General features: G+C 56.3%; 16 protein-coding genes. 10 read left to right on the top strand and 6 right to left on the bottom strand.

Annotation, left to right across the window (positions count from 1 at the left end; translation table 11 throughout):
• Positions 1-9 precede the first annotated feature (9 nt).
• The gene (locus tag GXP72_RS11165) at positions 10-852 is read left to right on the top strand and encodes a LysR family transcriptional regulator (protein WP_208763890.1); all 843 of its coding nucleotides are present in this window, start codon (positions 10-12) and stop codon (positions 850-852) included.
• Here the strand turns inward: GXP72_RS11165 and GXP72_RS11160 are convergent.
• Together GXP72_RS11160 and GXP72_RS11155 are read right to left on the bottom strand one after the other, a co-directional pair.
• Positions 839-2344, bottom strand: coding sequence for a carboxylesterase/lipase family protein (locus tag GXP72_RS11160; RefSeq protein ID WP_208763889.1), 1506 nt, complete (start codon positions 2342-2344; stop codon positions 839-841). The genes GXP72_RS11165 and GXP72_RS11160 overlap by 14 nt on opposite strands.
• A 43-nt stretch (positions 2345-2387) precedes the next feature.
• Positions 2388-3731, bottom strand: coding sequence for a VOC family protein (locus GXP72_RS11155; RefSeq protein WP_032647139.1), 1344 nt, complete (start codon positions 3729-3731; stop codon positions 2388-2390).
• 519 nt (positions 3732-4250) lie between these two features.
• Here GXP72_RS11155 and GXP72_RS11150 point away from each other — a divergent pair.
• The 8 genes from GXP72_RS11150 to GXP72_RS11115 all read left to right on the top strand — a co-directional run bounded on the left by GXP72_RS11150 (position 4251) and on the right by GXP72_RS11115 (position 10789).
• Entirely contained in the window at positions 4251-4436 is a 186-nt protein-coding gene (locus GXP72_RS11150; RefSeq protein WP_004150795.1) for a general stress protein, read from the top strand.
• Positions 4437-4530: 94 nt separating this feature from the next.
• Positions 4531-5025, top strand: a complete 495-nt coding sequence (locus tag GXP72_RS11145) for a ferritin-like domain-containing protein (protein WP_023311678.1) — start codon at positions 4531-4533, stop codon at positions 5023-5025.
• 23 nt (positions 5026-5048) lie between these two features.
• A complete protein-coding gene (locus GXP72_RS11140; protein ID WP_013096662.1) occupies positions 5049-5252 on the top strand; it encodes a hypothetical protein in 204 nt (67 codons plus the stop codon).
• A gap of 24 nt (positions 5253-5276) precedes the next feature.
• Positions 5277-5783 carry a ferritin-like domain-containing protein gene (locus tag GXP72_RS11135; RefSeq protein WP_014883791.1) on the top strand — a complete coding sequence of 169 codons (507 nt, stop codon included), beginning with the start codon at positions 5277-5279 and terminating at the stop codon, positions 5781-5783.
• Positions 5784-5800: 17 nt separating this feature from the next.
• On the top strand, positions 5801-6673 hold the full coding sequence (locus tag GXP72_RS11130) for a manganese catalase family protein (RefSeq protein ID WP_008502274.1): 873 nt from the start codon (positions 5801-5803) through the stop codon (positions 6671-6673).
• Between the two features lie 68 nt (positions 6674-6741).
• Positions 6742-8145: a cytochrome ubiquinol oxidase subunit I gene (locus GXP72_RS11125; RefSeq protein WP_208763888.1), complete on the top strand. Its 1404-nt coding sequence runs from the start codon at positions 6742-6744 to the stop codon at positions 8143-8145.
• A complete protein-coding gene (cydB, locus tag GXP72_RS11120; RefSeq protein WP_208763887.1) occupies positions 8145-9155 on the top strand; it encodes a cytochrome d ubiquinol oxidase subunit II in 1011 nt (336 codons plus the stop codon). Before GXP72_RS11125 ends, cydB begins: the two co-directional genes overlap by 1 nt.
• Positions 9156-9163: 8 nt before the next feature.
• Positions 9164-10789, top strand: a complete 1626-nt coding sequence (locus GXP72_RS11115; protein WP_208763886.1) for an alpha-amylase family protein — start codon at positions 9164-9166, stop codon at positions 10787-10789.
• On the opposite strand, the gene GXP72_RS11110 is transcribed toward GXP72_RS11115, so the two are convergent.
• Genes GXP72_RS11110 through GXP72_RS11095 form a run of 4 tightly spaced genes read right to left on the bottom strand, consistent with a single transcriptional unit; the run spans position 10790 to position 13283 of the window.
• Positions 10790-11776: an SDR family oxidoreductase gene (locus GXP72_RS11110; protein WP_061715179.1), complete on the bottom strand. Its 987-nt coding sequence runs from the start codon at positions 11774-11776 to the stop codon at positions 10790-10792.
• Between the two features lie 17 nt (positions 11777-11793).
• Positions 11794-12312, bottom strand: coding sequence for a 2-oxo-tetronate isomerase (locus GXP72_RS11105; RefSeq protein ID WP_061715180.1), 519 nt, complete (start codon positions 12310-12312; stop codon positions 11794-11796).
• 11 nt (positions 12313-12323) lie between these two features.
• Positions 12324-12770 (bottom strand): YetF domain-containing protein, encoded by a 447-nt coding sequence (locus tag GXP72_RS11100; RefSeq protein ID WP_023335661.1) that lies wholly within the window; start codon positions 12768-12770, stop codon positions 12324-12326.
• A gap of 9 nt (positions 12771-12779) precedes the next feature.
• Positions 12780-13283 (bottom strand): hypothetical protein, encoded by a 504-nt coding sequence (locus tag GXP72_RS11095; RefSeq protein ID WP_032647825.1) that lies wholly within the window; start codon positions 13281-13283, stop codon positions 12780-12782.
• A 138-nt stretch (positions 13284-13421) separates the two neighbouring features.
• On the opposite strand from GXP72_RS11095, the gene GXP72_RS11090 reads away from it, so the two are divergent.
• Positions 13422-13811 (top strand): YdeI family stress tolerance OB fold protein, encoded by a 390-nt coding sequence (locus GXP72_RS11090; protein WP_024908408.1) that lies wholly within the window; start codon positions 13422-13424, stop codon positions 13809-13811.
• Positions 13812-13820 lie beyond the last annotated feature (9 nt).

Here is a 13820-nt window from a genome sequence, read left to right as displayed (position 1 = left end):
GGATTTTCCATGTCGCGCCGTTCGCTCCCGCTTAACGCCATCGACGCATTTTTAGTCACCGCGCGTCACCTGAATCTGACCCATGCCGCCGCAGAACTGTGTCTGACACAGGGGGCCGTGAGCCGCAAGATTGCCTCCCTTGAGGCGTGGTTTGGCTTTCCGCTTTTTGAACGCCACGCGCGCGGGCTGCGCCTCTCACCGCAGGGCAGCGCTCTGCTTCCGGAGCTGCAGTCCGCTTTCGAGCAGCTGCTGTCCGTGGCCGACCAGGCCCGCAGCCAGCACACCGTGATCCGGCTCAAGGCCCCCACCTGCGCCATGCGCTGGCTGGTGCCGCGCCTGCTGGAGGTGGAGCGCGAGCATCCGGATCTGCAAATTGCGCTGACCACCACCACCGATCACAACGTCAATTTCAAAACCGAATCTTACGACGCGGCCATCGTGTTCGGCACGCACATGAGTGCAGGCGATCTGCTGTTCGAGGAGGCGCTCACCCCGGTGATAAGCCCGGTGCGGGCAGGAGCAGCGCTGGGCTCGCTGACGTTCCTGCACCCCACAAGGGATAAGACAGACTGGTCGCTGTGGCTGACGAAACAGGAAGGTCCGGGCTTTGTCATGTACAAAAATCAACACTTCGACACGATGGATCTCGCCATTACGGCCGCCATTCAGGGGCTGGGTGTTGCCATCGCCGACGAAACGCTGGTGGAAGAAGATGTCCGCGCGGGAAGGCTGCTACGGCCCTATGGAACCAGCATAAAAACCGGCGCAAGCTACCGGCTGGTGCTGCGCGAAACGCCAGGCGAGGAAAATGGACTGGCGGCGTTTCGCGCCTGTTTGCTTAATCGAGGCTGACGTGGTGCTTCATCACCCGTTTGAAGAGGCTCATGCGGGCGCGCATAAAGCGGTTTTCAAGCCTGAAAGCTGCATGTTTATTCACACCAATGCGTAACAGAACGTCCCGCCCTTTGCGACACGCAGGCCAGTGCGTCGGCCCGGGCAGGGTGTCGCGAAGCCCTGCGTATCGCGCGAAGCTCACCCAGTAATCCGCCACCTGGGCTGCAAACTGCAGATCCCGTTCGTTGACATACTGGCGTGAAGGCTCCACCTGGCCGAGGGTATCGAAGACGTAGGGCACTTCGTTGCCGTGCCAGGCGCCGTTGATATACGTGCCATGTTCCGCCTCGGCGACATAGTCAAACCAGTAACGCCAGCACAATCCACCCACGCGCTGCTGAGCCTGCATCACCACATAGCCCATCGTGGTGAACGCCATGTCGCGGCACACCTGTCTGCCCAGCTCTTCATCGCCTTTCACGCCCGGATAGAGCAGCTTAATCAGCCCCAGCCCGAAGCGACGCTCCCGGCGAAGCTTCTGAATTTGCCCCGCGAGATCGATGCCAAACACCGCCATCACGCTGGCTTCATCGCTGTTGGAGCCAATCATCACCGGCACGGGATGCTGACGGGCGGCAAAAAAGACGTCCAGCATGGCTTCGGGCAGAACGCAATCCCCGACGATGGGTGCCGGGGCGACGTTCAGCGGTGCGGTGAGCGGCCAGAACGCCTCCGGCGGAATGGCGCGCAGTTGCTCAGCAGTCGCCTTCTCCAGGCCAAAATGGGCGGCCAGCGCCTCCCCTTTTTGCAGCGCCTGTTCACGCGGCGTGTCCGGCAAGGTGTATCCGCTTTGCACTATCGCCTTATGGAATAATCCTGCTGCCAGCGGCGAGGCCAGCAGAGAGAGCACGCTGCGCGCGCCGGCGGATTCACCAAACAGGGTCACATTGTCTGGATCGCCACCAAACCCGGCGATGTTCTCCCGCACCCATTCGAGGGCGGCGATTTGATCCAGCAGGGCAAAATTATGCACCACGCGCCCTTCCTCGCCTTCCAGCGCGGGATGGGCGAAAAAGCCGAGATGACCGAGACGGTAGTTGATCGTCACGACAACCACGCCGCGCGTGGCCAGCGCTTTGCCGTTATACGGCGGCAGGCCTCCGGCACCAATCGTAAACCCGCCCCCGTGCAGCCAGACCATAACCGGAAGCGTCCCGGTGCGCTCTTTGGGGGACCAGACGTTAAGGTAGAGACAATCTTCGGAAAACTGGCCCGGATCGCCCCCGCCTAACTCCTGACAATACTCGCTGCTTTGCCAGCTTGAGGGCGAGATAGCCGTAGCCTCGCGCAGGCCATCCCAGCGTTCAGGGGGCCGAGGTGAGCGCCAGCGCCACTCCCCCACGGGCGGTGCGGCGTAGGGAATACCGCACCAGACGTGGACATTTTCATCGGTTAAACCAGACAGTGCGCCCTGGCGCGTTTCAACCACAGGGGCGGAAGGATTTTGCATAACGACCTTATTTTTTCCATCACACCCCAGCAGAGTAACGATTTCAGAGCAAACCGCAACGCTGTTTGCTGCGGGTTTCAGCCTCCTGATAGAGCGCAAACTCGTCATACACCGGACAGCCCAGCGCGTCTTCAAACGCATCGCGGCTGGCGTTACCGTGGCTGCGGGCCTGGGTTTCGTTCCCGAGATTGGACTGGAAAATCCCCGCAGCGCTGACCGGGAGGAAATCTTCGTAGGTGATCGGCTGGGCAACCACCCATCCGCGCTCAATCAGCGGCTGCGGATCGTCTCCCGGCCGGAACGCATGGCGATGCGCTTCACCTGCAGGCGTCAGACGATAGCGGAAATAGGCCAGCTCCTGACGGCGCATTAACAGCTCGCTGTCCGGGAAAGCGCCAAAGATCTCCCGCAAATGCAGCTGGTGCGTGAGGTTATCTTTACCGGTACCGGCCTGGGCGAGAAGGCTATCGTACAGTTCCCGGCCTTTCGGCGTCAGCGCCACGCCGCGCTGCTCAATCTCACCGAAGCGCGCGGTGTGGGTACCCTTATGTTCCCCGGCAAACAGCACCGGCTCTTCCAGCGCCTTAAAGCTGGTTTGACGCAATAAGACGGGCACCTCGCGACGCGGCGGGCCTTCGATCAGTATTTTTGGCTCAATACCGTACTTCGGCATCAGCTCCTGCACCCGGTCAATATCCAGCGTGCGCGGCGTGAGGTGGTTAATATGGCAGCCCGGGAAGCAGACCACGTCGGCAATCAGCCGATGCTCGTTGCTCAGGGCCAGATAGGTCTCCTGATCGACCGTCGCATGGCGGTGCCAGCGGAAGGTTTCCAACGCTTCCTGTACAAACTCGTGGGCCTGTGCGTCAGTAAAGTGCCCTTCCGACTCGTGGAGGTCGATCAGTTCCAGACAGCGGGGGGTAAAGATGTTCCGGTGAGAGAGGATCTCTGCGGCACGTTCGCGCAGCGCGACGTTTTCAATCAGCTCAAGGCGCAGCAGCGAGGTAAAGATACGAAACGGATTTCGACACAGCGCCGCATCATCGATCGGGCGAAACGCCGTTGAGTGGACCGGTACCCCCGCCTGAGAGAGATCGTAATAGCTGACCGGGTACATGCCCATAATGGCAAACATACGGCGCAGGGTTGAAAGTTCCTGTGCCGTGCCGACGCGGATCGCCCCGTGACGCTCAACGTTCAGGCGCGCAAGCTCATCGGCGTTAGCCAGTTGTTCATGTAATAGTGGATTATTTTCCAGAACCGCCAGGTTTACGTCCGCAACCAGTTCGAGCAAGGTGCCGTACTGCGGAACTTCCTGCTGGTACATCGCCGACATAGCCTGCGAAAAGTGTTCCCGAATGTCATCAGCCGTGATGGTGTTCGCCATGATGTCATGCCTCCAGTGAATATTACCTGGAGTGTAGAGAAACCCGTTCCTTCCGGGGGGAAGAATTTCTGATTTGTGATCTTAAGACGACAGTGGTCAAACCGTGTGCTACTGGCCCCCGAACGGAACCGCCCTTTCGACCTGAACGCTTTTATCCAGGATTTTCCTTATAATTATTTAGGGTTCCGCTTTCTAGCTATAAAGGAGTATTTTTTCTTTTTCTCCTGACTGCAAATTAATCAATTTGAGCACGCCATTATTTTTATCCTCACCTTTCAAATTTTTAGCTCGAAGTTAGGATTAATCCGAATGGTTGTTTACAAGTCCTTCCTGCCTATCCATATTTCCATTTTAAGCGAAGCGCAAATTTACAAATACTTAAAAATAACGCAACCGCAAATAGCAAAACGCATTTGACGGATGACGCACAGCGACTAGAGTTATTACTCGAACGACGAGTGATACGGAAATATTTTCGTATCGTACTGACATAACCAATATATGACTATGAGGTTTAATATGGCAGAGCATCGTGGTGGTTCCGGTAATTTCGCTGAAGACCGTGAAAAAGCATCAGAAGCTGGACGTAAAGGTGGCCAGCACAGCGGTGGTAATTTTAAAAACGATCCGCAACGCGCATCTGAAGCGGGTAAGAAAGGGGGACAGAACAGTCACGGCGGAGGCCGTAAGTCTGATAACTCCTGATCTTATTTAGTACTCTTTTAATAAAACCAGAGAGCATGCTGCGGGCTGAAAAGCTCGCAGTACCCTTTCTTTATTTTACCGGAGCGTAATTATTATGAATATGAAAAGTGTTGAGGATGTATTTATTCATCTTCTGTCGGATACCTACAGCGCAGAAAAGCAGCTTACCCGCGCGCTGAGCAAGCTCGCCCGCGCCGCATCCAGCGAGAAGCTGAGCGCCGCCTTTACCGCACACCTGGAAGAGACGCAGGGCCAGATCGAACGTATTGACCAGATCGTCGAGCAGGAAGACGGTATTAAGATCAAACGCATGAAGTGCGTGGCGATGGAAGGCTTAATTGAAGAAGCCAACGAAGTTATCGAGAGCACGGAAAAAAATGAGGTGCGTGATGCCGCATTAATTGCCGCGGCACAAAAAGTTGAGCATTACGAAATAGCCAGCTACGGTACCCTTGCCACATTAGCAGAACAACTGGGCTATAAAAAAGCCGTTAAACTTCTTGCCGAAACCCTGGAAGAAGAAAAAGAGACCGACCTTAAACTCACCGACCTGGCCGTTGGAAATATTAACCAAAAAGCGCAGAAATGACGCAATAATACAGGTTAAATAAAATGAGCATCAGTCCCAGGACAATTAAACGGTGCCATTTAACGGCAGCCATAATATGGTTCATTCTCGCCATCCCTTCCGTAATATGGTGGAAGAACAGCGTGCTGTGGGTCATTATTATCAGTATTTACGCCAATATTGTCGGCCATTTATCTGGCTACAGTGCCGCGCGTGCCGATCAGGCTGCTGAAAGTGAGACCAAATAAGCGAACCCTAATGAGGATACAATGATGAATCACGTAGAACACTACCATGACTGGCTACGCGATGCCCATGCGATGGAAAAGCAAGCCGAATCTATGCTGGAATCCATGGCCAGCCGTATCGATAATTATCCTGATGTTCGCGCCAGAATTGAACAGCATATTAATGAGACAAAACGGCAAATCACATTGCTGGAGGAAATCCTCGACCGTAATGATATTTCTCGTTCGGTCTTAAAAGACTCGATGAGCAAAATGGCGGCGCTGGGGCAATCTATCGGCGGCATGTTCCCTTCAGACGAAATCGTGAAGGGCTCGATCAGCGGATATGTTTTCGAACAGTTTGAAATCGCCTGCTATACCTCCCTGCTGGCAGCGGCCAAAAAAGCCGGGGACACCGCTTCGATACCCGCTATTGAGACGATCCTCGCAGAAGAGCGCGAAATGGCCGACTGGCTGATTCGCCATATCCCGCAAACGACGGAACAGTTCCTGCTGCGCTCAGACGCATCGGGTGTCGAAGCGAAAAAATAATCCACAGGAGAGTGCCTATGTTTCGACACGTCAAACAGCTGCAATACACGGTTCGCGTCGCCGAACCCAACCCCGGCCTTGCCAACCTTTTACTGGAACAGTTTGGCGGGCCGCAGGGCGAACTGGCCGCCGCCTGCCGCTACTTTACGCAAGGGTTGAGCGATGACGATCCGGGCCGCAAGGATATGCTGATGGATATCGCCACCGAGGAGTTAAGCCACCTCGAAATCATCGGTACCCTGGTCGGAATGCTGAATAAAGGTGCCAAGGGCGCGCTGGCGGAAGGGGTGGAAAATGAGGCCGAGCTGTATCGCTCCATGACCGAAAACGGGAATGACAGCCACATCACCTCCCTGCTCTATGGCGGCGGTACCCCGCTCACTAACTCTGCAGGCGTACCCTGGACCGCGGCCTACGTCGATACCATCGGGGAGCCTACGGCGGACCTGCGCTCAAACGTGGCAGCGGAAGCCAGAGCGAAAATCATCTATGAACGGCTGATCAACGTGACCGACGATCCCGGCGTAAAGGACGCGCTGGCGTTTCTGATGACGCGTGAGGCGGCGCATCAGCTCTCCTTTGAGAAGGCGCTTCAGTCCATCCGTAATAACTTCCCACCGGGGAAACTGCCGCCAATCGAGGAATTCACCAACAAGTACTACAATATGTCTGAAGGTGGAGAGGTTCGCGGAAGCTGGAACAGCGATAAACACTTCGATTACGTTGAGTCCCCCCAGCCTGCGGTGGATGGCGGCGATGGCAGTGCCAGCGTCACGCTCACAACCGAGCAGGCAACCCTGGTCAAGGCGATGTCTGCCCGCACGAAATCCGATCCACATTCCGACCCGCTGACCGGTGCCGAGCTGGGTGCCGGTAAGACTAAACCGTAATCGGTTTTGCCGGGCAGCCATAAACTGCCTGGCAATTCACGTGCCCCATCGTTTCAGAGGTACGGACCATGTTCGAACTCGATGCATTTCATCTGGCCAGAATTCAGTTCGCTTTTACCGTCTCGTTCCACATCCTGTTTCCCGCGATCACCATCGGTCTCGCCAGCTATCTGGTGGTGCTGGAGGGCATGTGGCTGCGCACCAAAAACGACGTCTGGCGTTCGCTATACCATTTCTGGCTTAAGATATTTGCCGTTAACTTCGGCATGGGCGTCGTTTCCGGGCTGGTGATGGCGTACCAGTTTGGCACCAACTGGAGCGGGTTCTCGCAGTTCGCGGGCAGTATTACCGGCCCGCTTCTGACCTATGAGGTCTTAACCGCCTTCTTCCTGGAGGCCGGTTTCCTCGGCGTCATGATGTTCGGCTGGAATAAGGTCGGTCCCGGCCTGCACTTCTTTTCAACCTGCATGGTAGCGCTCGGCACGCTGATGTCGACCTTCTGGATACTCGCCTCAAACAGCTGGATGCATACGCCGCAGGGCTTCACCATTGAGAACGGCCAGGTTATCCCGCAGGACTGGCTGGCCATCATCTTTAACCCCTCCTTCCCTTACCGCCTTATCCATAAGGCTATCGCCGCGTTTCTCAGCAGCGCGCTGTTTGTCGGGGCATCGGGGGCATGGCATCTGCTGCGCGGTAACGATACGCCTGCCGTCCGCACCATGTTTTCGATGGCGATGTGGATGGCGCTACTGGTCGCACCCATTCAGGCGGTGGTGGGCGATATGCACGGCCTGAACACGCTTGAGCATCAGCCGGCAAAAATTGCCGCCATTGAGGGCCACTGGGAAAATCCGCCCGGCGAGGCCACCCCGCTGCTGCTGTTTGGCCTGCCGGATATGGAGGAGGAGCGCACCAAATACGGACTGGAGATCCCCGCGCTCGGCAGCCTTATCCTGACGCACAGTCTGGACAAGCAGGTCCCCGCGCTGAAAGACTTTCCAAAAGAGGATCGGCCAAATTCAACCATCGTTTTCTGGTCATTCCGCGTGATGGTCGGAATGGGGCTGCTGATGATAACTCTCGGCCTGTTTAGCGTCTGGCTACGCTATCGTCATCGGCTTTACCATTCGCGCCCGTTCCACTGGTTTGCCCTCTGCATGGGGCCTGCCGGGCTGCTGGCGCTGCTCGCCGGCTGGGTGACCACCGAAGTGGGCCGACAGCCGTGGGTGGTCTATGGTTATCTGCGCACCATCGACGCGGTATCGCTGCACAGCACCCTACAGATGAGCATCAGCCTGCTGGCGTTCTTCGTTGTCTATTCTTCCGTGTTTGGCGTGGGCTATGTTTACCTCATCCGGCTGATTAAGAAAGGTCCACAGCCTGTCGATACGATGACCTCAAACACCTCGGGCACGCCTGCCCGTCCGCTGTCTGCCGCTGAGTCTGTTCCGGAAGAGGAGAGAATCTGATGGGCGTCGATATCTCTGTTATCTGGTTTGCCATCATCGTCTTTGCCACGCTGATGTACATCATCATGGATGGCTTTGATTTGGGCATCGGTCTGCTGTTTAACTTTGTGGGCGATGCGAAAGAGCGCGATGTGATGGTCAACAGCGTCGCGCCCGTCTGGGACGGCAACGAGACCTGGCTGGTACTCGGCGGCGCGGGGCTGTTCGGCGCGTTTCCGCTGGCCTATGCGGTCATTATTGATGCGCTGACGATCCCCCTCACCGCGATGCTGATCGGTCTCATCTTTCGCGGCGTCGCCTTCGAGTTCCGCTTCAAAGCCACGCCGTCGCACCGCAAATTCTGGGACTACTCCTTTGCCGGCGGCTCCCTGCTTGCCACCTTCAGCCAGGGCGTGGTGGTGGGGGCCGTGATCAACGGCTTTGACGTGGAGGGCCGACGTTTTGTCGGCTCTGCGCTGGACTGGCTCACCCCCTTCAACCTCTTCTGCGGCATCGGACTGGTCGTCGCCTACACGCTGCTGGGCACCACCTGGCTCATTATGAAAAGCGAAGGCGCGCTGCAGGTCCGCATGCGCGAGCTGACCCGCCACGTGCTGCTGGCCCTGATGGTGATTATCGCGGTAGTCAGCATCTGGACGCCGCTCGGCTGGCAGTACGTGGCCGACCGCTGGTTTACCTTGCCCAACTTCTTCTGGTTCCTGCCTGTTCCTCTGCTGGTCGGGCTTTTCAGCGTGCTGATCTGGCGCCTGACCCGCAATCCGGACAGCCACTCTCGCCCTTTCCTGCTGACGCTGGGGCTTATTTTCCTCGGGTTTAGCGGGCTGGGCATCAGCCTCTGGCCGAACATTATTCCGCCGAGCATCACCCTGTGGGAAGCCGCAGCCCCGCCTGCCAGCCAGCTGTTTATGCTGATAGGAACATTACTGATTATTCCGGTGATCCTGGTGTACACCGCCTGGAGCTACTACGTCTTTCGGGGAAAAGTTTCGGATACTGAAGGCTATCACTGAGGAACGCTATGACGGACTGGCATACACGAGCCATTATTTATCAGATTGATACCGCGCTATTTTATGATTTGAACGGCGATGGCTGCGGGGACATCGCCGGGATCGCGGCCAAGCTGCGCTACATTCGCCGGATGGGGGCGACGGTCATCTGGATCACCCCGTTTTACCTGACCCCTTTTCTCGATGAAGGCTATGACGTCAGCGACCATCTTCAGGTGGACCCCCGCTTCGGAAAGCTGGCCGATATCATCGCCTTTATCGAACAGGCCCGCGAGCTGGGCATGCAGGTCATTATCGAGCTGCTGATCCAGCACACGTCGGACGCACATCCCTGGTTCCAGCAGGCGCGCCGCAACCCGGCGTCACCCTATCGTGATTATTACCTCTGGTCGGATAACGACGAGGACGATACGCCCCCCATGTTCCCCGGCGTGGAGAAGAGCATCTGGAGCTGGGACGACGAGGCGGGACAGTATTACCGGCACATGTTTTATCACCACGAGCCGGATCTGAACCTCACCTCGCCCGCGGTGCTGAAAGAGATTGAGAATATCATCCTCTTCTGGCTCAAGCTGGGCGTGTCGGGATTTCGTCTCGATGCCGCCTCCCACCTGACCACGCAGGCGGGAAACGGTGATGAAAAAAAGGGCCTGTGGATCCTCGAGCATATGCGCCGTCTTATCGAACAGCGGAATCCGGACGCAATCCTGCTGGGTGAGGTGGACGTCGAGGTAGAGGCCTATCAGGACTACTTTGGCAATAATGACCGCCTGAATCTGGTGCTGAATTTCTGGCTCAACAAGTATTTCTACGTCAGCCTGGCCCGCAAAAGCGCCCGCCCGCTGCGCAACGCGGTGAAGAAGATGATCGTCCCGCCTGACGCCTGCTGTTTTGCCAACTGGCTGCGCAATCACGACGAACTGGATCTGGAAGGCATCAGCCAGAAAGACAAACAGTTTGTCCTCGATACCTTCGCCCCTGATGAGGAGATGAACGTCTATCAGCGCGGGATCCGCCGCCGCCTGGCGCCGATGCTTAATGGCGATCGGAAGCGGCTGGCGTTCTGTCACGCGGTGCTGTTTTCCCTGCCGGGTGTCCCGGTGATGCGCTACGGCGACGAGATAGGTATGGGTGACGACCTGGAGCTGGAGGAGCGCTACGCCGTTCGCACCCCGATGCAGTGGGCGGGGTCACAAGGGGGCGGTTTCTCCGCGGCCGACCCTGAAAAATTTATCGCCCCGATTATCGACCATGGCCCTTACCGCTATCAGAAAGTCAACGTCGCCGATTCACTGCTTCACCACAACTCGCTCCTGCACCGGATAATCGATATTGCCAATACCCGCTCGGAGTTCCCCGAAATTGCCGTTGCGCCTTTTCGACTTATCACAATCGATGATGACGCGGTGCTGGGGATCTATTACGAGACCGACGAGCGCAGCATCCTGACCTTCGTCAACTTTAGCGACCAGCCGGTGCAGTTCACCGCAAAAGGGATCCGCAACGCCACCTGGACCGCCTGTCTCGAGGACAAGCGCTACGATGACGCGTTGGTTTGCGGTAAAACCGTTGAGCTCAGCCTTGGCGGCTACGGCTATCGCTGGTTCTGGACGCACCGTAGCGCGCTGCGCTGATTACGGTTTCCGGCGGGTTATCAGACGCGTCAGCACTATCCCTGCCACCGCGAGGGCGCCCAGCGCCACTTTACCCGGCATGCCGGAGGTAACGGACGGCGCGCGGGTTTTCGCCTCGTCAGTAAAGCGGCCATGGATTTTATGCAGATCGTTAACCGGCTGGTCGAGGTAGTCCCGGCGATCCGGCGCGTTCAGATCGTCGGTCATCTGGCCTTCCCAGGCTTTCCTGACCATCAGCCGGTCCAGAAAACCCGGGAAGAGAAACTGCCCGACAATCGACTGGATGGTGCTGCTGCCTACCCACAGCTCGCGAACCGGTTTTTGCGCTACCCTGAAGATAGCGCTGGCGGCCACCTCAGGCTCAAAGACCGGCGGCACCGGCCGCATCGCCCAGGCGAACTTATTCCTCGCCCATTCGAACTGCGGGGTATTGAGCCCCGGCATCTGCACCATCGAAAGCTGAACCCGGCTGTTCTCATGCATCAGTTCCGTACGCACCGCATCGGTAAACCCGCGGATCGCCGCTTTGGCACCACAGTAGGCTGACTGCAATGGAATGGAACGGTAGGCCAGCGCGGACCCCACCTGGATAATCACGCCCCTGTCGCGCGGAACCATCAGTTCGAGAGCGGCGCGGGTACCGTTCACGTAGCCGAGGTACGTCACCTCAGTCACGCGACGAAACTCGTCCGGCGTAAGGGTGCGAAACGGTGCCAGCACGGCCCCCATGGCATTGTTGACCCAGACATCAATCGCGCCGAGGCGATACTCAATTTCGTTAGCCGCATCCACCATCGCCTGACTGTCGGCGACGTCAGCCTGCACGGCGTGCGCATTCACGCCGAAGCGGCGCAACTCTTCCTGGGTGGAGTGCAGGCTTGCCTCATCGCGGGCGATGAGGCCAACATCGTAACCTGCCTTTGCAAAGTGCAGCGCCGTGGCTTTTCCCACGCCCGCCGTCCCACCGGTAATCACTACGACCGCCATAGAACCTCCTCGTGAAATCAACCGTTATGCCCGTCCGACAATGCTGCCAGCAGCTCGGCCAGCGAGAAATGCACCGCTTTTTCCACCACGTCCTGACAGTCACCGGAGAAAAGCACGGTGCGAGTCTTCGTCTCGCCGCGGATGTTCCACGCAAAACAGACCGTCCCCGCCGCCGTGCCGTCGTCGCCCCCTTCCGGGCCTGCGTAGCCGCTGATGGCGATGCTGATATCCGCCTGGGCGATGTCGCGAATACTGGCAGCCATCCCGGTCACCGTCTGTTCACTGACGGCGGTATAGCGCGCGAGCGTTTCAGGGCGCACGCCGAGGATCCGCGTTTTGGCTTCATCGCTGAACACGACCAGGCCGACGTCATAAAATTCGGCGGTGTTTTCCTCTGCGCAAAGCGCCACCGAGAGCTTGCCGCCCGTGCAGGATTCCGCAGTGGTTAAGCGAAGTCCGAGATCGGTTAATTTGCTTGCCAGCTTTTTTGTTAGTTCACCCACGGTATAATTGTTGTCGTGAAAAAGATTGCTCATCTTTCCGCCTCTTATTTCTCGAAAGGAATGATCGAAATATGCCCATTGCGTTCAAGTATGGCATATTTAATATCGCTTATTTCCGTGATGCCATTATTTTGCCGGGCTGACACCAGAATATCATCGCAGGAGACATCCACTTTTTTCAGTTTGTCGGCTAACGGCACGCCGTTCTCAACCAGAATCACGGGAGTGCCATCCAGAATATTCTCAACCGGGGAAAAATATTTCTTCATCAGTCCGAATATAATATCTACCACCACCAGCGTGGTAATGGTAATCATCGCGCCGGTGACGGAGAAATCTTGTCCGAGAAGCGCCTGCTGAGTCGCTTCACTAATTATCAGGAGCAGAATGAGATCAAAGCTGGTCATCTGCAACAGCGCGCGACGTCCGGCCACTTTAAATACCACCATGAGGAACAGATAAATCGCCAGCGCGCGAAAGACCATATCCATATCAGCCTCCTACGGGTAAATGAATTGCCAGATGTTAATCTCCGGCTCGCTGTTGACGCGGATGACTGTGTTCCATTTACCGGCTCTGGAAGGCGTGGTGAAGAGTAACACAGAAAAGCTGTCTGACTTTTTCAGATTGTTATAGACAAAATAGAGGGTCTTCCCTCGGCTGAACATGCTGTCAGGCTGCGGCCAGACGCTGCCAGGCTCGTAAACCTCGCTGCTCTCGCTGGTCATGCTGAGGACATACTTTCCCTCTGTCTGCACCGGGAACGCCAGCTCCATTCGCGTTTCTGTCTCCCGCCGTCCAAAGCGTTCATAGTTTATGGTCAGTGATTTAGCGGAATTCATTTTGACCGTGTCGCTGACCATTCCGCTGGAAAACAGACCGGCAATCGCCGCGACGATAATAGCCAACAGAACAATAAAACCGACCTGACGAAACGCGTATTCAAACGTCAGCAAACGATAACGCTCATCTATCCCGGGTAACTTTTCATTTTCACGCTTCATGGTCATCGTCACCGTTTCGCTTATTATCCGATAAGTTTGATTTTTCACGCGAATGTTTTTAGGACTTATCACATTTGCCACATAAAGGAATAGCAACAATACTTAATAAGTCAAGACACCCAAAATGAAGGATATAGGATGAAATTATCACTTATTTCCGCTTTATTGATATTTCTGGTTCCAACCGCATGGGCTGATAATAACGGCGGGTTACAAAAAGGTGAAGCCCCGCCGCCACCGCACGCGCTTGATAGCGGATATCGCGGAACCGACGATGCGCGTATTATGACCATCGATCAGGCAAAACAAATGCACGACGGTGCGACAATTTCATTACGCGGTAATCTTATTGATGGTAGCGGCGATAAGTTTGTATTTCAGGATAAAACCGGAAAAATCGACGTTATTATTCCCCAGGCAGTTTTCGACGGCAGAACGGTAAAACCCGACCAGATGATCAGTATCAACGGTTCGCTTGATAAAAAATCATCTCCTGCCGTCGTCCGTGTTGATCGTTTGCAGAAATAATTCAGCGAA

Origin of the sequence: Enterobacter sp. SES19 (assembly GCF_011765665.1) — a bacterium.
In the GTDB taxonomy this organism is placed as follows: Bacteria; Pseudomonadota; Gammaproteobacteria; order Enterobacterales; family Enterobacteriaceae; genus Enterobacter; species Enterobacter pseudoroggenkampii.
The sequence above is the reverse complement of the archived record's forward strand: the minus strand, read 5'-3'. Positions and strand labels throughout refer to the sequence as shown.

Bases quoted from the DNA above. Each gene is read 5' to 3' on its own strand.
- GXP72_RS11165 (WP_208763890.1), top strand. From the start codon at position 10: ATGTCGCGCCGTTCGCTCCCGCTTAACGCCATCGACGCATTTTTAGTC.
- GXP72_RS11160 (WP_208763889.1), bottom strand. From the start codon at position 2,344: ATGCAAAATCCTTCCGCCCCTGTGGTTGAAACGCGCCAGGGCGCACTG.
- GXP72_RS11155 (WP_032647139.1), bottom strand. From the start codon at position 3,731: ATGGCGAACACCATCACGGCTGATGACATTCGGGAACACTTTTCGCAG.
- GXP72_RS11150 (WP_004150795.1), top strand. From the start codon at position 4,251: ATGGCAGAGCATCGTGGTGGTTCCGGTAATTTCGCTGAAGACCGTGAA.
- GXP72_RS11145 (WP_023311678.1), top strand. From the start codon at position 4,531: ATGAATATGAAAAGTGTTGAGGATGTATTTATTCATCTTCTGTCGGAT.
- GXP72_RS11140 (WP_013096662.1), top strand. From the start codon at position 5,049: ATGAGCATCAGTCCCAGGACAATTAAACGGTGCCATTTAACGGCAGCC.
- GXP72_RS11135 (WP_014883791.1), top strand. From the start codon at position 5,277: ATGAATCACGTAGAACACTACCATGACTGGCTACGCGATGCCCATGCG.
- GXP72_RS11130 (WP_008502274.1), top strand. From the start codon at position 5,801: ATGTTTCGACACGTCAAACAGCTGCAATACACGGTTCGCGTCGCCGAA.
- GXP72_RS11125 (WP_208763888.1), top strand. From the start codon at position 6,742: ATGTTCGAACTCGATGCATTTCATCTGGCCAGAATTCAGTTCGCTTTT.
- cydB (WP_208763887.1), top strand. From the start codon at position 8,145: ATGGGCGTCGATATCTCTGTTATCTGGTTTGCCATCATCGTCTTTGCC.
- GXP72_RS11115 (WP_208763886.1), top strand. From the start codon at position 9,164: ATGACGGACTGGCATACACGAGCCATTATTTATCAGATTGATACCGCG.
- GXP72_RS11110 (WP_061715179.1), bottom strand. From the start codon at position 11,776: ATGGCGGTCGTAGTGATTACCGGTGGGACGGCGGGCGTGGGAAAAGCC.
- GXP72_RS11105 (WP_061715180.1), bottom strand. From the start codon at position 12,312: ATGAGCAATCTTTTTCACGACAACAATTATACCGTGGGTGAACTAACA.
- GXP72_RS11100 (WP_023335661.1), bottom strand. From the start codon at position 12,770: ATGGATATGGTCTTTCGCGCGCTGGCGATTTATCTGTTCCTCATGGTG.
- GXP72_RS11095 (WP_032647825.1), bottom strand. From the start codon at position 13,283: ATGAAGCGTGAAAATGAAAAGTTACCCGGGATAGATGAGCGTTATCGT.
- GXP72_RS11090 (WP_024908408.1), top strand. From the start codon at position 13,422: ATGAAATTATCACTTATTTCCGCTTTATTGATATTTCTGGTTCCAACC.